Origin of the sequence: Natrarchaeobius chitinivorans, from assembly GCF_003841505.1 — an archaeon.
Taxonomy (GTDB): Archaea; Halobacteriota; Halobacteria; order Halobacteriales; family Natrialbaceae; genus Natrarchaeobius; species Natrarchaeobius chitinivorans.
Window position 1 is genome coordinate 62,471 of sequence record NZ_REGA01000017.1, and the last position, 22,491, is coordinate 84,961.

At 62.5% G+C, this 22,491-nt stretch carries 26 protein-coding genes; 15 read left to right on the forward strand and 11 right to left on the reverse strand.

Translation table 11 applies throughout. The annotated features are described in order from the left end of the window. Positions 1 to 46: 46 nt before the first annotated feature. Complete coding sequence (gene arcS / locus EA473_RS16870; RefSeq protein WP_124196817.1) at positions 47 to 1,813, reverse strand: archaeosine synthase subunit alpha; 1,767 nt, start codon at positions 1,811 to 1,813, stop codon at positions 47 to 49. A 267-nt stretch (positions 1,814 to 2,080) separates the two neighbouring features. On the opposite strand from arcS, the gene EA473_RS16875 reads away from it, so the two are divergent. Then, on the forward strand, positions 2,081 to 3,538 hold the full coding sequence (locus tag EA473_RS16875) for a hybrid sensor histidine kinase/response regulator (protein ID WP_124196818.1): 1,458 nt from the start codon (positions 2,081 to 2,083) through the stop codon (positions 3,536 to 3,538). 133 nt (positions 3,539 to 3,671) lie between these two features. Beyond that, complete coding sequence (locus EA473_RS16880) at positions 3,672 to 5,165, forward strand: sensor histidine kinase (RefSeq protein WP_124196819.1); 1,494 nt, start codon at positions 3,672 to 3,674, stop codon at positions 5,163 to 5,165. A 42-nt stretch (positions 5,166 to 5,207) separates the two neighbouring features. Here EA473_RS16880 and EA473_RS23100 read toward each other — a convergent pair whose 3' ends face one another. Beyond that, entirely contained in the window at positions 5,208 to 5,330 is a 123-nt protein-coding gene (locus tag EA473_RS23100; RefSeq protein WP_279387669.1) for a hypothetical protein, read from the reverse strand. Between the two features lie 116 nt (positions 5,331 to 5,446). On the opposite strand from EA473_RS23100, the gene EA473_RS16885 reads away from it, so the two are divergent. Further along, positions 5,447 to 6,361 carry an EamA family transporter gene (locus tag EA473_RS16885; protein WP_124196820.1) on the forward strand — a complete coding sequence of 305 codons (915 nt, stop codon included), beginning with the start codon at positions 5,447 to 5,449 and terminating at the stop codon, positions 6,359 to 6,361. A 298-nt stretch (positions 6,362 to 6,659) separates the two neighbouring features. Here the strand turns inward: EA473_RS16885 and EA473_RS16890 are convergent, their stop codons facing one another. Next, positions 6,660 to 7,022, reverse strand: coding sequence for a TRAM domain-containing protein (locus EA473_RS16890; RefSeq protein WP_124196821.1), 363 nt, complete (start codon positions 7,020 to 7,022; stop codon positions 6,660 to 6,662). Positions 7,023 to 7,125: 103 nt separating this feature from the next. On the opposite strand from EA473_RS16890, the gene EA473_RS16895 reads away from it, so the two are divergent. Next, positions 7,126 to 7,437: a HalOD1 output domain-containing protein gene (locus tag EA473_RS16895; protein WP_124196822.1), complete on the forward strand. Its 312-nt coding sequence runs from the start codon at positions 7,126 to 7,128 to the stop codon at positions 7,435 to 7,437. Positions 7,438 to 7,526: 89 nt separating this feature from the next. Here EA473_RS16895 and tgtA read toward each other — a convergent pair whose 3' ends face one another. Beyond that, positions 7,527 to 9,011, reverse strand: coding sequence for a tRNA guanosine(15) transglycosylase TgtA (gene tgtA / locus EA473_RS16900; protein ID WP_124196823.1), 1,485 nt, complete (start codon positions 9,009 to 9,011; stop codon positions 7,527 to 7,529). A 329-nt stretch (positions 9,012 to 9,340) separates the two neighbouring features. Between tgtA and EA473_RS16905 the strand changes: the two genes are divergently transcribed. Together EA473_RS16905 and EA473_RS16910 are read left to right on the forward strand one after the other, a co-directional pair. After that, positions 9,341 to 10,801 carry a hypothetical protein gene (locus EA473_RS16905; RefSeq protein WP_124196824.1) on the forward strand — a complete coding sequence of 487 codons (1,461 nt, stop codon included), beginning with the start codon at positions 9,341 to 9,343 and terminating at the stop codon, positions 10,799 to 10,801. Between the two features lie 381 nt (positions 10,802 to 11,182). Continuing rightward, a complete protein-coding gene (locus tag EA473_RS16910) occupies positions 11,183 to 12,685 on the forward strand; it encodes a hypothetical protein (RefSeq protein WP_124196825.1) in 1,503 nt (500 codons plus the stop codon). Between the two features lie 137 nt (positions 12,686 to 12,822). Here the strand turns inward: EA473_RS16910 and EA473_RS16915 are convergent, their stop codons facing one another. Then, entirely contained in the window at positions 12,823 to 13,371 is a 549-nt protein-coding gene (locus EA473_RS16915) for an NUDIX hydrolase (RefSeq protein ID WP_124196826.1), read from the reverse strand. 187 nt (positions 13,372 to 13,558) lie between these two features. Between EA473_RS16915 and EA473_RS16920 the strand changes: the two genes are divergently transcribed. Then, the gene (locus EA473_RS16920) at positions 13,559 to 13,834 is read left to right on the forward strand and encodes a PadR family transcriptional regulator (protein ID WP_124196827.1); all 276 of its coding nucleotides are present in this window, start codon (positions 13,559 to 13,561) and stop codon (positions 13,832 to 13,834) included. A gap of 431 nt (positions 13,835 to 14,265) precedes the next feature. On the opposite strand, the gene EA473_RS16925 is transcribed toward EA473_RS16920, so the two are convergent. The 3 genes from EA473_RS16925 to EA473_RS16935 form a co-directional block, all read right to left on the reverse strand. After that, positions 14,266 to 15,111, reverse strand: a complete 846-nt coding sequence (locus EA473_RS16925) for a DUF4397 domain-containing protein (RefSeq protein ID WP_124196828.1) — start codon at positions 15,109 to 15,111, stop codon at positions 14,266 to 14,268. A gap of 340 nt (positions 15,112 to 15,451) precedes the next feature. Beyond that, positions 15,452 to 16,174 carry a hypothetical protein gene (locus EA473_RS16930; RefSeq protein ID WP_124196829.1) on the reverse strand — a complete coding sequence of 241 codons (723 nt, stop codon included), beginning with the start codon at positions 16,172 to 16,174 and terminating at the stop codon, positions 15,452 to 15,454. A gap of 128 nt (positions 16,175 to 16,302) precedes the next feature. Further along, positions 16,303 to 16,527 carry a twin-arginine translocation signal domain-containing protein gene (locus EA473_RS16935; protein ID WP_124196830.1) on the reverse strand — a complete coding sequence of 75 codons (225 nt, stop codon included), beginning with the start codon at positions 16,525 to 16,527 and terminating at the stop codon, positions 16,303 to 16,305. Positions 16,528 to 16,645: 118 nt separating this feature from the next. On the opposite strand from EA473_RS16935, the gene EA473_RS16940 reads away from it, so the two are divergent. The 7 genes from EA473_RS16940 (at position 16,646) to EA473_RS16970 (ending at position 20,151) form a co-directional block, all read left to right on the forward strand. After that, on the forward strand, positions 16,646 to 16,996 hold the full coding sequence (locus EA473_RS16940) for a hypothetical protein (RefSeq protein WP_124196831.1): 351 nt from the start codon (positions 16,646 to 16,648) through the stop codon (positions 16,994 to 16,996). A gap of 76 nt (positions 16,997 to 17,072) precedes the next feature. Then, entirely contained in the window at positions 17,073 to 17,360 is a 288-nt protein-coding gene (locus tag EA473_RS16945) for a ubiquitin-like small modifier protein 1 (protein WP_124196832.1), read from the forward strand. Positions 17,361 to 17,600: 240 nt separating this feature from the next. After that, positions 17,601 to 18,443: an AzlC family ABC transporter permease gene (locus tag EA473_RS16950; protein WP_124196833.1), complete on the forward strand. Its 843-nt coding sequence runs from the start codon at positions 17,601 to 17,603 to the stop codon at positions 18,441 to 18,443. Continuing rightward, positions 18,433 to 18,768 carry an AzlD family protein gene (locus tag EA473_RS16955; RefSeq protein ID WP_243645286.1) on the forward strand — a complete coding sequence of 112 codons (336 nt, stop codon included), beginning with the start codon at positions 18,433 to 18,435 and terminating at the stop codon, positions 18,766 to 18,768. Before EA473_RS16950 ends, EA473_RS16955 begins: the two co-directional genes overlap by 11 nt. Positions 18,769 to 18,978: 210 nt before the next feature. After that, entirely contained in the window at positions 18,979 to 19,245 is a 267-nt protein-coding gene (locus tag EA473_RS16960; RefSeq protein ID WP_124196834.1) for a hypothetical protein, read from the forward strand. A 2-nt stretch (positions 19,246 to 19,247) separates the two neighbouring features. Next, positions 19,248 to 19,628 carry a hypothetical protein gene (locus EA473_RS16965; protein WP_124196835.1) on the forward strand — a complete coding sequence of 127 codons (381 nt, stop codon included), beginning with the start codon at positions 19,248 to 19,250 and terminating at the stop codon, positions 19,626 to 19,628. Positions 19,629 to 19,692: 64 nt separating this feature from the next. Then, positions 19,693 to 20,151 (forward strand): pyridoxamine 5'-phosphate oxidase family protein, encoded by a 459-nt coding sequence (locus EA473_RS16970; RefSeq protein WP_124196868.1) that lies wholly within the window; start codon positions 19,693 to 19,695, stop codon positions 20,149 to 20,151. Positions 20,152 to 20,181: 30 nt separating this feature from the next. On the opposite strand, the gene EA473_RS16975 is transcribed toward EA473_RS16970, so the two are convergent. Both EA473_RS16975 and EA473_RS16980 read right to left on the reverse strand, forming a co-directional pair. After that, positions 20,182 to 20,331 carry a DUF7560 family zinc ribbon protein gene (locus EA473_RS16975; protein WP_124196836.1) on the reverse strand — a complete coding sequence of 50 codons (150 nt, stop codon included), beginning with the start codon at positions 20,329 to 20,331 and terminating at the stop codon, positions 20,182 to 20,184. Positions 20,332 to 20,450: 119 nt separating this feature from the next. Next, positions 20,451 to 21,116 carry a helix-turn-helix domain-containing protein gene (locus EA473_RS16980; protein WP_124196837.1) on the reverse strand — a complete coding sequence of 222 codons (666 nt, stop codon included), beginning with the start codon at positions 21,114 to 21,116 and terminating at the stop codon, positions 20,451 to 20,453. A 183-nt stretch (positions 21,117 to 21,299) separates the two neighbouring features. Here EA473_RS16980 and EA473_RS16985 point away from each other — a divergent pair, with 183 nt between their 5' ends. Next, complete coding sequence (locus EA473_RS16985; RefSeq protein ID WP_124196838.1) at positions 21,300 to 21,683, forward strand: winged helix-turn-helix domain-containing protein; 384 nt, start codon at positions 21,300 to 21,302, stop codon at positions 21,681 to 21,683. A 134-nt stretch (positions 21,684 to 21,817) separates the two neighbouring features. On the opposite strand, the gene EA473_RS16990 is transcribed toward EA473_RS16985, so the two are convergent. After that, a complete protein-coding gene (locus EA473_RS16990) occupies positions 21,818 to 22,399 on the reverse strand; it encodes a metal-dependent hydrolase (RefSeq protein WP_394341314.1) in 582 nt (193 codons plus the stop codon). Positions 22,400 to 22,491: the final 92 nt, after the last annotated feature.

The following is a 22,491-nucleotide window of genomic DNA, read 5'->3' on the forward strand; positions in this document are numbered from 1 at the left end:
CGTGGTCGTATTACCGACGGGTTCTCGAGTCACTCCTCTTCGACGGTCACTTCTCCTCGACGTGGCGAATCTCGCACGCGATTCCGCGCGTGCTCTCTTCCATCTCCCGGCCGAACATCTCGGCACGGCCGACGCCGAACGCCCGCGGCCCCTCGACGACGACCTCGTCTCCGATGCGAATCTCGTCGTCGGCGTCGACGATCCCCGGCGCGAGGACGCTGCCGTGGGGGACGAAGCCGTCGATCTGGACTCGCTTCGTCGGTGCGTCGCTCTCGACCCACCGCTTTGCGCCCTCGAGGGTAAACGAGAGGGTGCCGTACTGGGGAACCATCGTCGCGAGCTGGGTTTCCTCGCTGTCGCGGACCTGTATCTTCGGGTAGCGACTCGTCGTCTGCATGTCCTCGAAGAGGTCGTCGCCCGCGCCGTCGCCGAGCAGGTAGTCGGCGAGGGCGCGGACAGTGTTGTGTTCGCGCTCTCGCTTCGAGTACTTGAGTTCGCCCGACAGCGCCTCCGAAAGGTTCGACAGCGACTCCTCGTCGGTCGGATGGCCGCCTTCCGGGACGGTGTAGGTGAGCTCGAGGTCGTCGCCCTCCCACGACTCCTCGACGCGCTCGACGATGTCGCGGTAGCCGTCGTCGGGAACGTGGGCGACGATTTTCGGGTACGCGTTCCGCTCGAGGTACCGCTCCAGTACCTTCGCGACGAACTCTCTCTCGTCCTCGGACCACCGTCCCGTGACGACGGTATCGTAGTGCTGGGCCGGGTAGGTCGTCTCGAGTTCCTGTGGAACGACACCGATCGGACTCGTCATCGAGACGAGGTGGGCCCGCCACTGGACGGCGTCGTGGAACTGGCGGTGGCTCTGTGACTCGCTGTAGGGCTTTGCGGCGGAGCAGGGGACCAGCACGAGCGGGTTCTTGAACCGGTTGCGATAGCGCGTCGTCACCCGGTCGGCGAAGCGCTGGATCTCCACCCGACGGAGGGTGTCCTCGGTCGCCGCCGAAATCTGGGCGTCCCGGAGGATGGGTGTTCGCTCCTCGAGGTAGCCCCACTGCGAATCGAGTTCGCGCATCGCCGCGGTGAGCCACTGGTCCTGGCGGGCTTGCCCCTCGACGTAATCGCGGAGTCGACCGTCGCGGATGCGCCGGCGGACGATCCCGAGTTCGGCCTCGAGGGCGTTGACGTTGTGTTCGGCGCAGTCCTCGCGAGTGAACTCCTGGCGGGGTTTTCCACAGGCGGGACACGAACAGGGCAGTTCCTCGAGGTCCTCGAGGAAGTACGCCTCGTCGGTCGTCAGGTACCGCCCTTCGGTTCCCTTCACGACCGCCGCGGTTTCGTCGAAGAGATCGATCCCGGCGTAGGCCAGCAGGGCGACGTTTCGGGGCGTTGCGACGCCCGAGAAGAGGACGGCGGTGTCCGCCGGAACGGACTCGCGAACGCTCACGACGGCCTCGACGAGCGCCGCGCCGTGGCCCACGATCGACTGCACGTCCGAGACCGCGTAGGCGTCCGTTCCGTGATCGTCGACTCCCACACTCGAGACGACCGCGACGCTCGGATAGTCGACGTCGGGGTACTCGACAGCGAACGACTCCTGGACCTCGTCGGCGGTCCCACCCGGAAACGCCCGGTGGGGCAAAACGGTGAGTTGCGAGTCGTCGCTTTCGGGCACTTCGCGGTCCCCACTCCACAGCGATCCCGCGTCCGTGAGAACGTCGTCGACGAGTGCGGGCGTCGTCCGCGAAGACTCGAGGCGAAGTTCGCCCACTCGCGCGGCCCCGTCGCGCTCGTGGACCTCGAAGTAATCGGTCATACCTGTGACTGCGTCGGGGAGAGCGAAAGAGGCTGTCGGTCGCGGTCGACACGCGAACGGACGACACAGGCGATTTCCACTCCCGTACGGCGGCCGGTGTAGTCGATCGAACCGGAACCGATCGGAAATTGATTGTAGGGTTACCGACACTCTGTAGAGAATTTCCGAGAATATGAGAACATAGTGTTCTGAAATCGACTTTCCTACTTATCATAAAAAAGATAACAACCGAAACGGATTAGTGACGGTCGGCGGAGTTCGAAGAGTATGGGAGACCAGGTCCGGATCCTCTACGTCGATGACGACCCGGAGTTCGCCGACGCGGTTGTGGCTTCCCTCGAACGGGAAGACGACCGATTCGTCGTCATGACCGCGAGGAGTGCGAGCGAGGGTCTGGACGGACTCGCCGTCAATGGCGTCGACTGTATCGTCTCGGAGTACGATCTTCCCGACCGAACCGGAATCGAATTTCTCGAGACGGTTCGGGAGCGTGACCCGGATCTTCCGTTCGTTCTCGTTACGGGAGCGGGAAACGAGACGGTCGCGAGCGAGGCGATTTCGGCCGGCGTCACCGATTATTTGATCAAAAGCCGCGGAACCGACCAGTTCGAACGGCTGGCGAGCCGTGTTTCGACTGCCATCGAACGGTACCGTGAGAAGCGTGTCGAACGTCGACTCCGTGAACTCGCCCGGTTTCGGGAAGAAATCATCGAGAGCGCCAACGTCTGGATCAACGTCCTCGACACCGACGGCAACGTCGTCCTCTGGAACGAGGCTGCCGAACAACTGAGCGGGTACACCGCCGACGAAGTCGTCGGCCACGATGCGATCTGGGAGTGGCTCTATCCCGACGCGGAGTATCGGGCCGACATCGTCGATCACGCCGGCGATATCCTCCAGGGCGAAAAAGCGGTCCAGGAGTTCGAAACGACGATTACGACCAGATCGGGGGACGAACGGACGGTGTCGTGGTACTCGCGTGCGATCGTCTCCGGTGAGGAAGGCGACCTCGGTTCGGTAGCAATCGCTCGAGACGTCACCGACCGCAACCGGCGAATTCGAGAGATCGAAGAGAAGACGGCGGCCCTCGAGCGACAGAACGAGCGACTGGAGGCGTTCGCGAAGATCGTTTCTCACGACCTGCGAAATCCGTTGAACGTCGCCATCGGTCGGCTGGATCTGGCTCGTGAACAGCGGGATAGCAAACACCTCGAGGTGGTCGCGAACGCCCACGAGCGGATGACGCAGTTGATCGAGGATCTCCTGACGCTCGCCACGGCCGACGACGACGTTTGCGAGCGCCGAAGCGTCTCCCTCGAGAACCTGGTCGAAGCCTGCTGGGAGGGTGTCGACAGTCGGGACGCGTCCCTTCGAGTCGAACTCGAGGGGACCATTACGGCCAACGAGAGCCGTCTCCGTCAACTGTTCGAGAACCTCTTTCGAAACGCCGTCGAACACGGCCGCGACGACGTGACGATCATCGTTGGCGACCTCGATGACGGCTTTTACGTCGAGGACGACGGTCCCGGTATCCCCGCGGCCGAACGCGAGCGAATCTTCGAGAGCGGATACACAACGGCAGGGAACGGTTCCGGATTGGGGCTGGCGATCGTCGAAAACGCCGTCGAGGCACACGGGTGGACGATCGACGCGACCGAGGGAGACGCAGGTGGTGCCCGATTCGAGATAAGGGGGGTAGACTCGAAGGAGACGAACCGGCCGTGACCGGACTCTTCTGTCGAACTGCCGACCGATAGTCGGAAGACGAAAATCCTGGCGAAAACGATAGCAGGGGAAGCGAGACGCCGATCGCTGAAGAGGCGAAGGGTACTTACTCGTGGGCGTCGAGATACTGACGATGAGTCAACAGGCCGATCACAGCCGTCAGCAGGAGCCACGAACCGAACGTGTTGAACGGTGTGATCCGCTGAACATCGAAAGCGGGCTGGAGGCGCTTCGATCGAGTTCCGAGTTCCACGGAACGGTCGAACCGCTCGAGGGGCTCGACGACCTCGAAACCTGTGAACACATCGCGCTGTTCTACAGATCTCGTGAGGAGCGGTTCGCGACGGTGGCCCCGTTCGTTCGCCAGGGGATCGAACAGGGCGAACGCGTCATGTACGTCATCGACGACCTCTCTCGCTCCGAAATACTGACCGAACTCCGCGGCGGCGACGTCGACGTCGACGCGGCGCTGGAATCGGGACAGCTGACGTTTCACCCGCTCGAGGAGACGTACCTCCGGTCCGGACGCTTCGATCCCGACGATATGCTCGAGGTGTACAGCGAAGCCATCGACGACGCGGACGGGGAGTATCCGGGGCTTCGCGTGACCGCGAACACGAACTTCGTTCTCGACGAACACGCGACGATCGAAGATTTCATGGCCTACGAGAGTCGGGTGAACGACCTCTTCGAGGGCGAGGATTGCATCGCCCTCTGTCACTACGACTGCGAACGGATTCCGCCGGAGACGCTCGTCGACGTCATTCGAACCCACCCGCACCTCGTTTACGACGACACCGTCTGTCACAACTTCTACTACACGCCCCCGGAGGAATTCTTCGAACCCGACGAGACGTATCGAGACGTAGAGCGGATGCTGAATACGCTCGTGGACCGCTCGAGGGCGCGGGCCGAACTCAACGAAACGGTCGCGGAGCTCGAGGAGTCGAACGAGCGGCTCAGGCGGTTCGCGTACGTCGCCTCCCACGATTTGCAGGAACCGTTGCGGATGATTTCGAGCTATCTCCAACTGCTCGAATCACGGTACGCCGACGAACTCGACGAAGAGGCGCGGGAGTTCATCGACTTCGCCGTGAGCGGCTCCGACCGCATGCGAGAGATGGTCGACGGCCTGCTCGCGTACTCGCGGATCGACATGGACGAGTCGGATTTCGAACCGGTCGACTGCGACGCCGTCATCGACGACGTGCTGGCCAGTCTCCAGGTCCGGATCGAAGAGACCGATGCCACGATCAGCGTCGACGAACTTCCCACGGTCGTCGGAGATCCCCAGCAACTCGAGCAACTCCTCTCGAATCTCGTTTCGAACGCCGTCAAATACAGCGGAGACGAACCACCCCGGGTCGAAATCGCTGCCGATCGGCAGGGGGATCGCTGTGTGTTCTCCGTAAGCGACGACGGGATCGGGATCGACTCGGAGTACGTCGACCAGATCTTCGAAATATTCAATCGGCTCCACTCGAACGACGAATTCCCGGGCACCGGGCTCGGTCTCTCACTGTGTCGAAAGATCGTCGACAACCACGGCGGAGATATCTGGGTCGACTCCGAACCGGGCGACGGAGCGACGTTTTACTTTACCCTTCCGACAGCCACCGGATCCTGAGCGCTCGTTCGGTGTCACTCGAGTCAGATTGGCCGTTCACTGTCACTCGAGTCGATACCCTTCAGTCCCGTCCGGATCGGACGCACACGGCGTTGCGTTTCCGCTCACGAAAACCGCTGGCGGACCGGATCGCGTATCGACGCCGGACCAGTCGTGTGCTTTCATACGGATTGCTGTAACGATTTATCGGCGCAACCGCGAACCGAGCGACGGTTGCGCCGGAAATGACTGACAGTAAACCGTATCAGAGCGATTAACCGCTCTCGAGCGAAACCGGGGATATGCTCGAGGTTTCAGAGGCCGTTCTCGGCGTCGTCCTGGCGACGGTCGGGGCGCTGGCGTTTGCGGCGCAGTTTCTGTGTATTCGGCTCGGTACCGACGGCGGAAACGTCACCGAGGCAGTGTTCGTCGTCCTGCTGTGTAACGTGGCACTCGCCGGTCTCCCGACGCTCGTGCTTTACTCCTCGCCGTACTCGGCGTTGTTCACCCCGGTCTCGTTCGCGGCGTTCGCGGCGGCCGGCGTCGCGGGCATGTTCGTCGCGCGGCTGTTGATGTTCGAGAGCATTCAGGCGATCGGCGCGAACCTGACCTCCCCGGTGATCGCCTCGAACGTCCTCTTCGCGACGGTGTTCGCAATCGTTCTCCTCGAGGAGTCGTTGACCGCGGTTCATTTCGCCGGAATCGTATTGATCATCGGCGGGTTGACCGTCGTCTCCTGGGAGACCGCAGCGACGACCGACCCCGGCCAATCGATCCGAGAGACGGGGACCACGCTTTTCGTACCGCTCGTCGCCGCCGTCTTCATCGGGGCGGAGCCGATTTTCGTCTCGATCGGACTGGCGGAGGGGACTGCGATTCTCCCCGGGTTGACGGTCATGGCGACGACGGCGACGCTCGGATTCGTCGGCTACCTCGTGGTTACCCGATCGCTACATCAGATCGGAATCCGGAGTGGGTCCACAGGCTGGTACGTCGGTGGCGGCATCTCCACGACGGTCGGCTTCCTCTCCTATTTCGCCGCTCTCGAGTTCGCGCCGGTCGTCGTCGTGATACCGCTGTTGCAACTGACGCCGCTGCTCGTCGTCGTCCTCTCCCTGCTGTTTCTTCCGGCACGCCTCGAGCGGGTGAACTGGCGCGTCGGCACGTCGGCTCTCGTCGTCGTCGTCGGTGCGACGGTCGTCTCGCTCTCCGGCTGACCGATCTCCCGGCCAAACCGACTCGACGGCCTCGAGGTGGAACTGATACTGTCGGACAGGGAGAACACCGACTCATACGGTTTGCTGTCAGTCATTGCCGGCGCACCCGCCGCCCGGGTCGCGGGTGCGCCGGTAAACAGGTACAGTAATCCGTATCAGCGAGTGAGACGGACTGCCGTCATCCGGTTTCCTGTCAATCATTTCCGAAGACCGGCTGCCGTGCGGGGTCGCTCCGGAAAACAGGGAGAGTAATCCGAATAAAGGGGCAAGACGTTCTCACAACCGTCCGCGGTACGTCTCACACACGTCCGAGGTACGCCGCAGTCGCGGACGTATGGCCGCGGTTAAACGAGAGGACTTTGAACCGGATCACGTCGGTCGGCTCGAGGTCGGTGGGAACGTCCTCGACGAAGACGACGAACCCCTCGACCTTGCAGACCGCCTGTCGCTCGCCCGAGTGGTGTTCGGTAAACTCGTAGATCGCTGCTTCCCGCTCGTCACCGACGTCGACCGGCGGTTCCCGTCCCTGTGCGTCCCGATGGCGTTCCCAGGATTTGCGCTGGTCGGCCGACCGACTGGCGCCACGAACGCGCCGGAAGAGCCACGACGCGAAGACGACCGTCACGACCGCACCGAGGACGAACGATGCTTCCCCGAGCATACCGAAGCGTTGCGGGCTCGGCCCTTTGGTGTTCTGATATGGTCGGACCACGCCCGTGGGAATTGCCACGCCACTTTTATGCGTTCACCGACTCCTACGAGTAGTGACATCCTCCACAATCGTGTGTTCAGACACCCACTTCGAGGACCGCGTAAGTCTCGCCATCGTCGACGCGGTCGCCGAACGACGGGACGTCGATCCCGTCGACCTCCCGCCGCTTTACGAGTGGATCGAGCCCGACGCACTGAACGGACTTTTCGACCCGGCAACTCGCGGTGGCTGCAACTGCCGACTCGAGTTCACGTACGCCGGCTGTACCGTCGTCGTCGAACGATCACCCACGCTCTCGATAGTCGTCGACGGAGAGGAGACGGTGTCGGTTCTCGAGTTCGCCACCCCCCAGACGGAAGCGTAGCGCACGGGGACCGGACGGCGGGGTGGGTACTCACCGCCACCAGGTGTACTCGCTGCCGCCAACTGCTACTCGTCGCCGACAGTCAGATACTACTCGTCGCCGGCGCTGTCGATATCGATCAGATCGACGCGCTCGGGAACGCACTCGAGAACGTCGCCCGGCCATCCTCGATGAGCCAGCGAGATTTCGGCGTGTGGATTCTCCTCGACGAGTCGGCTGACTCCGTCAGAAGCAGCCTCGAGTGCGGCCCGGTCGGTCCGGTCGGGAACTTCGGCCGTCAGCGGGTAGCTCTTCGAGAGCGCCCGCGGAAACGGGCCGAACGGCGGCTCGACGCGCCAGCACTCGTCGAACTCGTCCGCGCGCGGCGGATCTCCCTCCGTCAGGAGCAACGAGTCGGGAACGGAGAGACGCTCGAGCCGTCGGTGATGGCGGATCACTTCGGGTCGGCGGGCGCTCTCGTGGGAGACGTAGAAAAACGACCCTTTCGAAACGGGATCGGAGCGCTCGAGTTGGTCGGCGTGGTCGAGCAGCGTCCGGTAGCCGTCGAGCATCGTCGGGTGAGCGCGGGCACGCCCTTCGACGAGTTCGAGGAGGTTGCCGGCGCGTATCGCCTGTTTGATTCGTCGAATCTCGGCGAAGGTGACGTGGAGGTTGTGGGCGGCGAGTTCTTCTTCCCTTTGGTCCCCCTCGAGCCTCCGGAGGTCGTCGGGCGAATGTGTGGTACAGACGGGACACGAGCAGGGGAGGTACTCGAGGTCCTCGAGGTGGCGGGTGCCGCGAACGGTCAGGTAGCGATCGTCGCGGGCGTACAGCGCGTACGCCGCGGAGTCGAACAGGTCACAGCCCATCGCGACGCTCAGCGCGAACATCATGGGGTGGCCGGCACCGAAGAGGTGGACCGGTGTGGCGGGTCCGAGCCCGCGCTTTGCGCCCGCGACGACGTCGATCACGTCGTCGTAACGGTAATCGTTCATCAGCGGCACCACCGCGCCGACCGGGAAGACGTCGAGATCGGTTTCGCTCGCGTGACGGCCGGCCGCCTCGCGAAGGTCTGGATAGGTCGATCCCTGAACCGGGGCGTTGACGAGCATCTCGCCCGTCTCTACCCTCTCGGCGACCTCGAGGCGCTCTTGGGTCGTCTCGAGGTCCGCCTCGGCTCGGTCGCGGGAGACGTCCGGCGGCGTCGGGATGTCGACCGGCGTTCCGATGTCCGATCCGATGGCGTGTTGGAACTCGAGGATTTCCTCGGTGGTGACGTCGATCTCGCCGTACTCGGCGAGTTGAAAGGACCCGGAGTCGGTCATGATCGCCCCCGGAAAGTCGAGCACTTCGTGGAGGCCGTCCTCGAGTGCGCGCTCGCGGACGTCGTCGGTGCCGTAGATGATGTACGAGTTCGTGATGAGGATCTCGGCACCGAACTCCTCGGCGAGACGCCGGGGAGCGATCGTATCCAGGTTCGGATTGATCACCGGAAGGAGGGCGGGCGTTTCGACGGTGACGTCGGCGCGTGGGACGGCGAGTTCGCCGATTCGCCCGCCGGCATCGGTATCCCGAATTTCGAAGCACTCTCGCATCGCTGAACCGTTGGGCCGTCGGACGTAAGTCAGTGAAGGTTTCGACCCGGCGAACTGTCGAACGCCAGAACGGACGGCGTTCGATCACTTCCCGGAGTTCCCAGTAAGGAGTTCATTCTCCGAAGGGTTGATACGTCGTGGCGAACGCAAGCACAACATGGAGTGTCGTTCGGTCTGGCGTGACAGTCTGTATCACGCGAAAGTCTGCTCTGTAAATACGTGAACCCGTGATTAGGAGTTTAGTCCGAGTTTCTAACTGTGTCTTTCGCCAGAATAATCTCGTAACAGTCGCTTCGCTTTAGCCGTAGACGGCCGGTAGGACCGTCTGCATGGCAACACGACCGCAGAAGCTTGGCGTCGTTTTCGTCGCGCTGATAGTCGCATTTTCAGCGTTCGGCGGTGCGACATCGGCGGCGAACGACGCCGGAGACATGGGCGCAACACTCGAAGACGTACAGGTCGACTCACTCGAACTCGAGAACGTCACGGTCGAAAACGCGACAATAGAGGAGTTGAACGTCGATGAACTCGACGTCGACGACGAGGAACTCGAGGACGCACTCGATGAAGACGGCGTCGACGACGAGACCGACGCTGCCGACGACAACGGTCTCGACGACGAGGCTGACGATAACGGTCTCGACGACGAGGCTGACGACAACGGTCTCGACGACGAGGCTGACGACAACGGTCTCGATGACGAGGCTGACGACAACGGTCTCGACGACGAAGAAGAAGTGACGATCTCCGACATCGAGATCGAGCAACTCGAACTTCAGAACGTCTCGATCGATGACCTCGAAGTCGGCGAGGACGATGAACTCGACGAGGCCGACGACAACGGTCTCGATGACGACGAGGCTGACGACAATGGTCTCGATGACGACGAGGCTGACGACGAAGACGAACTCGAACTGATCGACGAGGACGCTGACGAGCTCACGATCGAGGAACTCACGATCGAGGAGATGAACGTCGAACAGTTGTCCATCGACGAGCTGACCATCGAAGACGACGAGGCTGATGACGTCGATGCTGACGAGGAGCCGGGCGTCGATGATGACAACGGTCTCGACGACGATGAGGCAGACACTGCCGACGACGACGGCCTCGACGATGAGGTCGACGCGGACGACGATGCGGCCGACGACAACGGTCTCGACGATGACGAGACCGACACTGCCGACGACGGTCTCGACGATGACGAAATTGATGACAACGGTATCGACGACGAGGAAGACGGTGACGTCGCTGACGACGAGACCACGACCGAAGAGATTCAGGAACTAACCATCGAGCAGTTCGACGTCGACGACGTCACGGTCGAATCGATGACGATCGAATCGCTCGAGGAGGCTGACGATAACGGTCTCGACGACGAGGCTGACGATGACGGTCTCGACGACGATGCCGACGATGACGGTCTCGACGACGATGCCGACGATGACGGTCTCGACGACGGGGCTGACGACGGTCTCGACGACGAGGCTGACGATAACGGTCTCGACGACGAGGCTGACGACAACGGTCTCGACGACGATGCCGATGACGATGAAATGACCGATGATAACGGCATCGACGAGGAGGACGACGAGGCTGAAACCGTCTCCCACGTCTCCGCTTCGTCGATTACGATCGACGATGGAACCGCCGAATCGGTGACCGTCGCCGACACCGACGAACTCGAGGAGATAGACGATGGCGAAGACGACCTCGACGATGACGACGACCTCGACGACGATGCGGATGACGACACCGAAAACCAGCCCTCGCTCTCCGTTCTGGGCTAACGAACGCGGGCGATAGTCGAATCGATCCGGTTCGAATCGGGTATTTCGCTTTTTTCGACACGTCCACAGACCACCGATAGCCGTGGGCCGTTCGAACTCGAGTTCCCGGTGTGTGACCGGGAGTTCGGTCCGGTCGATCTGAAGCGAAGACCGGTAACGTGTCCGTTCTTTCGGGAGGAGATAACCCGGTGGCGATCGCAAGCGAAGCTGGAATATTCGGGGCAGTTCCCGCCGAAATCGACGGCTGTGACTCTCATCGAACGCGACAGAATGAATGGGAGATTAGCGAACGTCCCGCAAAACCCAACCGTCCTTTTCTCCGAGATAATCCTGTAACAGTCACTTCGTTTTAGCCCGAAATGTGCTGTAGAGCGGAGCGCAATGTCACGAACGCAGACGATCGGTGTCGTTTTCATCGCACTGATGGTCGCGCTTTCGGGGGGTCCTGCCCTCGCTGGTGCGACAGCAGGTGCCGACGACGCCGGAGACATGAGCGCAACACTCGAAAACGTACAGGTAGGCGAACTCGAACTCGACGACGTTACCGTCGAGAACGCGACGATCGACGAACTCAACGTCGACGAACTCGAACTCGACGCGGAGGCACTCGAGGAAGAACTCGACGAGAACGACGAGGCTGAGGACGACGAAGCAGAAGACAACGGCGTCGACGACGACGAACTCGACGAGGAAGACGATGACGCTGCTGTCGATGAGAACGACGAGAACGCTGACGACCTCGAACAGGCACAGGACGTGACGATCTCGGACATCGAGATCGAGCAACTCGAGTTCCAGAACGTCTCGATCGAGGACCTCGAACTCGACGAGGACGAGATGGACGACGTCGATGACGAGGAACCGGGCGTCGATGACGAGGACAACGGCGTTGACGACGAGGAACCGGGCGTCGATGACGAGGATAACGGCGTTGACGACGAAGACAACGGCCTCGATGACGACAATGGCGTCGATGACGAAGACAACGGCCTCGATGACGACAATGGCGTCGATGACGAAGACAACGGCCTCGATGACGACAATGGCGTCGACGACGAGGTCAACGGACAGGACCTGATCGACGAGGACGCTGACGAACTCACGATCGAGGAACTCACGATCGAAGAGATGAACGTCGAGCAGATGACCATCGACAACCTCGAGGTCGAAGACGATGGAATCCTCGATCAGATCGGCGACTGGTTCGAGGGTCTGTTCGACGATGACGACGAAGACGAGAACGACGAGGCTGACGACGACGCGAACGACGAAGACGACGGCCTCACGGACGACGAAGACGAGAACGACGAGGCTGACGACGACGGTGTCGCGGACGAAGAGGATAACGACGTCGCCGACGACGAAGAAGAGAACGACGAGGTCACCACACAGGAGATCGACGAACTCACCATCGAGCAGTTCGACGTCGAGTCGATCGCCATCGACACGATGACGATCGACGAGTTCGAAGAAGCGGACGAAGAGGATGACGAAGTCGACGACGAAGAGAACGGCGTCGACGACGAAGACGACACTGATGCCGAAGAAGAAAACGATGTCGCTGACGATGAAAACGACGTTGCCGACGACAACGGCCTCGACGACGAGGACGACGAGAACGACGTTGCCGACGACAACGGCCTCGACGACGAGGACGACGAGGTCGATGATGCGACGACCGAAACCGTCTCACAGGCCTCCGCAACCGCAATCTCGATCGACGAGGTGAACGCCGATTCGATGACCGTCGGCGACGCAGAGGACCTCGAGGAGGTTGCTGACGACGACGAGATGGATGACGACGAGATGGATGACGACGAGATGGACGACGATGAAGATAACGGCATCACCGACGACGAAGACGGCAACGACGACGGGCTGTAGCCTGCCACCGACTCGGGCTGATCGGAGCTAACACGACCGAAGCGTACGTCGGCGGCCACGGTCGTCCGTCGACCGAATTTCCAGCCGGCTCTTTTATCGTCGAAGCGTCGAGGTGCCGACGGCGAGTCGAGGCAGTATCACGGATTGGACAACTGGTAGTACGAGACGGCGAGAACCGTCCGTCCGTCGCGAATCTCTCCGTCGACGATCGCCTCGAGAAGGTCCTCGAACGCCACGGTCGTCGTCCGGATGCTCTCGTTGTGATCGAGTTGCTGTGCTGCCGTTTGTCGACAGTCGTAGGCGACGAACACGTGCAACGAGACGTCGGCGATACCGTTTGCCGGTTCGACGGTTACCAGCGGCTCGAGACGCTCGGCCTCGTGACCGGTTTCTTCTGTGAGTTCTCGTCGGGCCGCCGCCTCGAGGTCGTCGTCGTCCGGTTCGATACCGCCGACTGGGAGTCCGCGGCTGATCCGATCGACGGCCTGTCGCCACTCTTCGATGCAGACGACGTCACCGTCGGGAGTAAACGGGAGGATGCAGACGCTGGCTGGCTCGGAGAGGTAATCGAATTCGGTTTCGGTCCCATCAGGAAGCTGAACGCTCTCGTTAATGATATCGAAGCCCGGACAGGTGTACGCTACCCGGCGCTCGAGGGTTTCCCAGGCGAGCGGATCGGCTGTCATACCATCCGCTATGGCGGTGATCGTCAAAAACAGTCCGTCGCGGTCGAACGGCCGACGGCGAACGAGATCTCCGTCGGGAAAGCACCGGTGTACGATCCGCAGCCGGTCGTTTTCGGGCCTTTCCGTTACGTATCTGCTCTATAACAAAGCCACAGATCGGTGAACGTCGGCATTCAGAGGATGATCCATGGATCAGCTAACTGGATTTCAGCGTGACTTGCTGTACGTGATCGCCGGAAAAGACCGCCCGTCGGGCCAGGAGATTCTCGACGATATCAACCACTACATCGACCAGCCGGTTACGCACGGTCGACTGTATCCGAACCTCGATACCCTCGTCGACAAGGAGCTCGTCGAGAAGGGCCAACTCGATCGACGGACGAACTACTACGCCCTGACACCGAAGGGCCAGCGGGTGCTACAGCGTCGCCAGGAGTGGGTCGACCAGTACGTCGACGTCTAGCGTCGTTCCAGACCCGTACTGCTTCTGGAGAGTCGAGTCGACGGCAGTCGGCACTCGGCACACTCTCGCGATGCGAGCCAGAACGAACACTCGTGAGAACGATTTCTACGACGAGCCGGCGACCGGTGGAGTCACTGAGGCGGTCTGCTATGAGTCTTTACCGGTCGATCGCAGAACGGTGGGCGATCGACCGGCAATCAGTCATAGCAAACCGTATGGGACGGGACGCTCGAGACGACGTTGTTCCCGAGTGCTGTCGGAAATCCTAAAGGTTTCCGGTGCTCCCGAGTGTTGTCGGTGCTCCAGAGTGCTGTGTTGGTACAACCCACGCAGTTGCGGCTGTACCGGAGACGACGTACTGCAGACCGTACTACCGGGCAGAAGCCGAGACGACGGCGGTCAGGGACCGATACGGGCGTGTCGTCGCGATGTCAGGACGATTCGGGGGCGTCGACGCCGTCGATCGTGACTGCCACCTCGAACGGTTCCTCCTCCGGTTCGGGCTCGAGGTAGCCGATCGCGTACCCCGTGTACGGCGTCCCCTCCTCTAGTTCGAGTTCGAGTACCGCGACCGGTTCGTCTCTGGCCCCGGCGGGATATATCTCGAGCGTGAGCGGTCCGGGTTCGACGGGGACGTAGCCGGACGGTTCGGAAAACGCGACGTCTTCGAACACCGCCGCACCCGACTCCGCTTCCACGATGTCGACGGCTGGCGCGTCCGGAGACGCGTGGACGACGCGAACCTGGGCCGTCCCCGCTTCGACATCGTCCGGCGTTGCATCGACGAGGACCAGCAACTGGAAGGTTCCGTCGGGTTCGTCCTCGGGCTCGTGATCCGGCTTGTCGTCCGAATACTCGTCTTTGCCGTCCGAATACTCGTCTCCGTCGCCGTCTCCGCCGCCGAGTTCACCGATCGCCGCGGCTGTGTAGTACGCCGCGTCGACGGTTACCTCTTCCTCGAGGGCGACCGTTTCCGGATCACCGGCAGCCGTAATCGTGACCGTGTACGTTCCCGGCGCGACCTCGAGGTACGGCGAGACGTCCCCGTACGCCACGTCCGAGAGGACCTGCTGGTCGTCGACGTAGACGTCCACGTTCGGCGCGTCGGGAGAGAAGTGTGCAACCCGAACGGCACCGAGTTCGTCGTCGACCGGTTTCTTTTTCTCGTGACGCTCGTCGTCCTCGTGTTCGCCGACAGCGAGCACCGTTCCTGGAAGAGCCGCACCTGCGCCGACGACTCCGATCGCTTTCATCGCTGCGCGTCGTGATTGAGTCATTATCCGACTCGATATCTCGAACGTGGAACTGAAATACGGCTTAGTCAGTTGTCGTGAACTATTCAACATTTCTCCGACCCGCTCAGCCGTAGTCCCGGCATAACGGTAAGAAGGGGACGCATACATCGATCCAATTTCGGGGGCGTGAACGGTCGTCTCGCTTCGGGTTCGAATCGACCGGGCGGATAGCTGACCTGACTTCCACCAAAACCACGACTCGTTCCAGTTCTCATTGCACTGACGGACAGCAGACCGCGTCATACGCTTTACTGTAAGTCCTTGCCGGCACACCCGCGACCCGGGCGGCGGATGCGCCGGAAAACAGGTTCAGTACACCGTGTCAGTCGAACGAGACGGTCGAGAGGTCGGCCTCGAGGTCGTCGACGTACTCGTTGAACGCTGCGACGAACGCTCCGACGTCGTCGACCAGGCGGCGCAACTCCGAGGCGGGCGGGGGACCGTACTGCGAGACGAGATAGATGCCGTCCGAACCCCCGACACGGAGATAGGAGGCGGCGTCCCCGTCCCACTTGAGTTCCCAGCGCGTTCCCGAAATCGTCGTCGAGTAGGTGCCGTACTCGCCGTCGTACCGGTGGAGTTCGCCCGCCATCGCGTCGGCGACGTCGCGAATCCGTTCGAGGATCCGATCCCGTTCGGCGGTCAGGGTCGCCGTCGACGTCACGTCCGGAAACTCCGTCGAAACGTCGTCGAACAGTCCTTCGAACGAATCGACGTACTCGTTGTACGACGCGACGAACGCGTCGTAGTCGGCCATCGCCGCCTCGAGTGCCGCCGGTTCCGGCGGCTGTTTGCTCGAGACGACGTACGTCTCCGATCCCGAGCGTGGGTCGAACCGGAGATACTGGACATCCCCCGCTTCGTACTTCAGCGTCCAGCTCCCACCGTCGGTCTCGAACGTCTCCTGGCCGTAGTCCCCGCCCTGCAGGATGGCCAGTTCCCGAGCGATCTCGCCCGCGTGTTCTCGGACGCGAGCGGCGAGTTCGTCCCGGCGGCGTGCAACGTCATCCAGCCGGTCCACGTCGGCCTCGAGTTCGTCCGTCATCGTCCTCGGAGAGGTCGGCCGGGCCGGTAACCGTTGCGTTCCGTGACCGGTCGGTACCCGTCGGGGTGTGTGACCAGTCAGTACCCGTCCGAGTGTGTGACCACCCGGAGTCGATCCGCGACCGAGAATTAGAGGTCGTCCGCGTCGTCTTCCATCTCCTGTCCGTTCCCGGTGCCCTCCTCGGCATCGGGGTCCTCACCAGGGTCTTCTTCACCGGCTGGATCGTCCTCGGGATCCATCCCGTTTCCGTTTTCTTCACCAGGACCGCCACAGCCGGCGAGTGCGACCGCCGATACCGTCGCGGCAGCGGTTCCCAACAATCTTCGACGCGTCTGTCTGGTCTTCGGATCCATACACCGGTGTTGTCTCCCAACCGGATTAAGCCGAGAGCCGACATATGCGTGGTCCACCGGACGACCGGATCGTACTGTAACCCTTCACTGACTTACGTCGGCACCCACAGGGAGAGATATGGAGTACGCAGTGACCCGAGCGGGACGAACGCTGGTGACGCTTCACGGGGGAAGCGATACGACCGCCCGTGACGAGGCGCGCGAGCAGTTCCAGGAGGTGCTCGCACACCTCGAGGACGACGGAGGGATTTCCGAGGGAGAGATCACGGACACCGAGGTGTACGAACAGCCGACCGCACCGTTCGAACCGTACACGGTCGCCCTCGAGTTTACGGCGACGACGGTCGTCGACGCCGCCGACGACGACCGGGCGGCTGAAATCGGTTCCGAGAGGATCGCCGAGACGTTTGCGAGCGTCGACATCGACGGGGTTTCCTTCACGTCCTCGCCTGTGGTTTCGTCCGCCTGATCGTCCGCACATTGGCCGTCCGATCGGCGGGCTTCCGACCGCCCGGACTTATGTCGCGGCGCGACGACGACCACGTATGGAAATCGACCTTCGTTTCTTCGCGACCTTTCGTGACGCGGTGGGCGAAAAAGAACGAACGCGGACGGTCGCCGACGACGCCACGGTCGGCGACGTCCTCGCGTCCCTGGAAGCGGAGTACGACGGTCTCGAGGGGCAGTTGCTCGAGGACGGTGCGGTCCGTGAACAGCTGAACGTGTTGAAAAACGGCCGAAACGTCGTTCATATGGACGGAACTGAAACACCGCTCGAGGGGGGCGACGTCCTGTCGGTGTTCCCGCCGGTTGCCGGCGGATCGAAGTCGTGAGTCTTTATAGTAACAACTGCAACTATTTACACACTTATCGCACAGCCCTCGTTCGATCAGGCGTGAGTGACGTGCGGTGGCTACTATAGTTTCCGGCCGTCGAGTCACTCGCTTCGTCGTGGCCCGCCTCGTCGCTTCCTTCCTGATTCGGGCGCTGATCGACTCGATTCGACGGGTCGAAAGCGGCGCGACCGGGTGGATTACGAGAGCCATTTACGCGTCCTCTTCCTCGAGTCGGGTATGGGAGGTGAAACCGGACCCGCCGGGAGCGACGGCGCTCGCGCTCGTGGTGACGATGCTTCCGATCGCGCCGGCGACGCCGTGGCAATCGATCGCCGGACGGCCGGAAACTCGTCCGACGGCGAGCGCGATTCGGTGGGTGATGAGTCGGATCGGCCACGGGTCACGTTCGATCGTGAGGGGATTCGAACGGGGTTTTACACGACGGTTCCGGTGGCCCTCGGCGTCGGCGGCTACGGAATCGCGTTCGGCGTTCTCGCGAACCAGGCAGGGTTGAGCGTCGCCGAGGCGGCACTGATGAGCGCGACCGTGCTGGCCGGTGCGTCCCAGATCGTCGCCGTCGAACTCTGGGCGGACCCGATTCCGGTGGCCGCGATCGTCGTCACCGTGTTCGCGATCAACCTTCGATACTCGCTGATGGGTGCGGCGTTGCAGCCGTGGTTCCGACACCTCTCGCCCAAAGAGATCTACGGCAGCCTCTTTTTCATGGCCGACGAGAACTGGGCGCTGACGATGCGCGATCTCACGGCCGGGAACGGCCGTGGTGCGTTCTTGCTCGGCAGCGGTATCGCGATATGGGTGTTCTGGGTCGCGGCGACGATCGTCGGAGCGCTCGCCGGCGGTATCGTCGGCGACCCGACCCGATACGGCTTCGATTTCATCCTCGCGGCCGTCTTCGTCGCGCTCGCCGCCGAACTCTGGGAAGGGCGCTCGTCGCTCGCCCCGTGGGTCGTCGCACTCGGCGTGTCCGTCGTCGCAGCGGAACTCGTCCCGGGGCGGTGGTACATCCTGCTCGGCGGCCTCGCCGCCGCCGTCGTCGAGGTGATCCGCTATGGCGAGTGAGCCCCCGCTCCAGTGGTCGATGCTCGCACTCGAGCCACTCGTGGTCGGCGTCGTCCTTGCGATGGCCCTCGTGACCTACCTCACGAAAATCGGGGGAATCTGGCTCGTGCGCCACGTCGAACTGAGCGAGCGTCTCGAGGCGGGGCTGTCGGTGCTGCCCGGGGCGATCGTCGTCGCCGTCCTCGCGCCGGAACTCGCGGCCGGCGGGCCGGCCGAGTGGGGAGCCGCCGGCGTCGTCTTGCTCGTGATGTGGCGCACCGAGAGCATTCTACTCGCGTTAGTGGCCGGCGTCGCCGGCGTGGTGCTGTTTCGAACGCTCCTGTAGTCGATCTCGACGGCTCCTGTAGTCGAGTTTCGATCGCTCCTGTAGTCGAGGGTTTCGGCTCGACCGCCTCGAGTCGACGGTTCGTCCGCCTCGACACACCGAATCGACGCCTCGAGTCCCCGATTGGACGGCCCGATCCCCCGGGTCGGGTGGGGTGCCTCGAGTCCTCGGGGCGCATACCATTATCCGCCCACAGCCCAAACGATGAGTATGGCACCCCGAACGCGAATCGAACGGTCGTTCCGGGGAATATCCGAGCGACTCGCGATCCGATATCTGACGAACCTCGAGGGCGAGCGAGTCGACGAGAACACCGTCGCGGGGGACGGCTGGACGGCGACCGTCTCCTCGGAACAGGTCGGCGTCGGGCCTACGCTGTCGCTGACCGAGGTAACCGTCGTCTTCGACGGCGACGGGGAGCGACTCGAGTCGCTCGTCGAAGAGTTCGCCCAGAAGGCGATGCGCGCGGGTGGGTAAGGATGGCCGCCGATCCGATCGACGGGGGAGTGCTCTTGCTCACCGCCGCGAAGGCGAGCGTCCCACCGGCTCGGTTGCCGGATCTCGTCGAACGGGCACAGACGATTCTCGGAACCGATCTCGAACGGTATCGTCGACACCACGAACGAATGTACGCCGGGGACGACCGCGAGGCGTTTCTGGTCGATGAGGATCACTGGGTGAGACTCGGCGAGCGACTGGGCGTGACCGCCCGAGAACGGTCGGCACTCAGACGGGCACACGAAGAACAGTTCCGACGAATCGGCCGACGTACCGGTCGCGAGGACGAGTTCGAGACCGCCCTCGAGATCCGCGATCCCCTACTCGTCGGGATCGAAGAACCCCAACCGGAGTACGAATGAGTGTGATCACGGGCCGATGGCAACTATAAAGAGCGTGTTGCTCCTTGCCCAAGACATCGAGACGATGGCCATCGACCACGAGACCGAAATGACCGACGCGATGGTAGACGAGTTCCTCGGTCACCACGAGACAGGGGTACTCTCACTGGCACGAACCGACGAGCCCTACGCGATCCCCATCTCTTACGGCTACGCCAGCGACGAACGGGAGTTCTACATGCGGCTTGTATCGACGCCGGACAGCGAGAAGCGTGCGTTTCTCGAATCGACGCCGCGTGCGCGGCTGGTCGTCTACGACGAGCGGGGGTCGACCTATCGAAGCGTCATCGCGACGGGATCCCTCGAGAACATCTCGCCGTCGGAGTTGACTCCGGACCAGATTGCACAGTACGGCGAGGCAAAACGACCGCTGTTCGAGATCTGGGCGGACGGAAAAGCGGAACTCGACATCGAACTGTATCGTCTCGCTCCGGACTCGTTACACGGTCGTCGGACGGAAGTCGATCGCAAAACGGACGAGTAGACGGCCGCCGACGAACCCCCTGCGTTAGTGTCAATTCGTCGATTGCTTGGCGGCGAACGAGACGTCCGTGACGGAACTCCCACAGACGGGACAGCCGTGAGAGAGGATCGCCTCGCGCATCGCCTCGTTGACCTCGATCGCTTGCCCGCAGTCGGGGCAGGTAAATTCGTGTCTGCTCATGAGGTGGTCGATCCAGTGGTCCGTCGATCTGGTTCGTTACTAACTCCGCGGTCACTATATATAGGGTTGCGGTTCGGTTCCACGGTCCAGTAGTTTCCGAAGCGTTCTTGAGTAAGGGGTCACGCCGTCCCGTAATCGAGGATCGCATCGAGGAGTTTCGTCTGCGCTGCGGCGACGTGTTCGGAAAACGTCGCTCCCGAAATCTCGAGTTCCGCCGCGACCTCGCCGGCGTTTGCGCCCTTCGGATGTTCGAAGTAGCCCATCCGGTGGGCGGTCTCGAGTACCTCGCGCTGACGTGCGGTCAGCCGGCTCCGATCGACGAAGACGAGGTGTTGTTCCGTGCCCTCCTGTTGTGACTGGAGCAGCCGCTGGACGTCCAGGTTCGAGTGTCGTTCCTGAAGTTCGCCGATGATCGATTGGAGCTCACCCATACCGGTGGCGTGAAACGCCAGGTACAGCGACGACCCCTGCGTCCGGACGTCGACGACGGGCGAGTCGAACCGTTCGACGGTTTCGCAGGGACAGCCGCGACCGAGTTCGCGCTCGAAGCGGTAGGCTCGCCCGGAGCCGTACTCGAAAATCGCCGAAACCTCGGCGTCGACGTCGATCGAATCGAGAGATTCCTCGGCCTCGAGGACGAACTCCTCGGTGACGCGTTCGGGCGCGGTCGGATTAGTGCTTTTCGACACCGAGTGCGTTCGGCCGTCGACCGCGGCGGACGCCCGCGTCACGATACAGTCCGCCGGATCGTCGATTTTCACCTCCGCACGGATCCCCGAAGACATCTGTTGAACGATGGTGGCTCCGTTCAGGTAAACCCCCCGTCCCGATGTGTTCGGCCAGAGACCGCGAATCGGACGGCTGGCATCTACGCGCTGACGACCTCCCACCTTCCAACCCCCATATAAAGACCCCTGTATTTATTGGGACTCATTTGGAGGGTGCCCTCCCACTACTACGAAGTAACGATGTCTACGATGAATCCCAACGGCGTTCGAAACTGGCCCAGCGACGAGACGACTCTCGATACCGGCGCAATCCTTTCTGCCCTCGAGGACGACGCGTGTCGATCGATCCTCGAGACGGCGAGCCACGAATCGTTGACCGCGACGGAACTCTCCGAGCGCTGTGAGATCCCGACGTCGACCGCCTACCGGAAAGTCGAGAAGCTGACCGAGGCCAACCTCGTCGAGGAACGGGTTCGAATCAACACCTCGGGGAAACACGCCACCGAGTACCGCACGTCGTTCGACGACGTCGTCGTCTCCGTCGCCGACGGTGGCTCGGTCGAGATCGAACTCACGAAGCCGACTGCAGACTCCGAGTCCGCGCCTGCGCTTGCCAGCGACTGATCTGTTCTCCTCCGTCGATAGTGTCCCCTCGAGCCGGTCTACCGCCACACCATCATACGGATTGCTGTAACTGTGTACCGGAGCGACCGCGGGATGGTGCCCGGTCGTCCCGGTAATGACTGACAGCAGACCTATCACTCGACAAATCGTTCCGTGCCCGCCGCGACCGACTTTCGCAGTGCCGCGTAGCCGATCGAAACGACGAGCATTCCGACGACGACCGTTCGGACGAACCCGTCGAAGACCAACAGCGCGGGGAGCGCGAGCATCGACGCAAGCGCGAGGTCGCCCGGCGATCCGTCGTAGCCGATCCACCGACGGGGCTCGAGCCACCGTCCGTGGTAGTGGCTGTAGACGGCTCGAGGCGACTGCCCCTCCCAGGGCCGTAACTCGTGGCCGCCACCGAGTGCGTCCGAAAGGGAGTGGGCCGCCGCGGCGAGCAGGAAGACGGCGATCGCGACGGTCGGTCCGGCCGGCCTCGCGACCGCCAGTACCGTCGCGGGGACGGCGAGCATCGAGTAGTAGACCGGAAAGTGAAGCGTCTTCCGGTGGGCCGCCACCACGTCGAGGTCGGGGAAGAGGCCGCCGACGATCGCCGCGATCCCCGCCTCGAGCGCGAACGCCGGCTCGAGGAGGGCGACGGTCGCGGCGACGACGAGGCCCACGAAGACGTGGGTCGTGGCCATCATGCGCCGCGGTACGGAGAGCGTCGCCATATGTCCGTCGTCTTCGACGTTCCGGCGGGGTGTGATTCGAGAACTCGAGCGGGTGAACACGGGGAGACGAGTGGACGGACTCGAGAATCCAG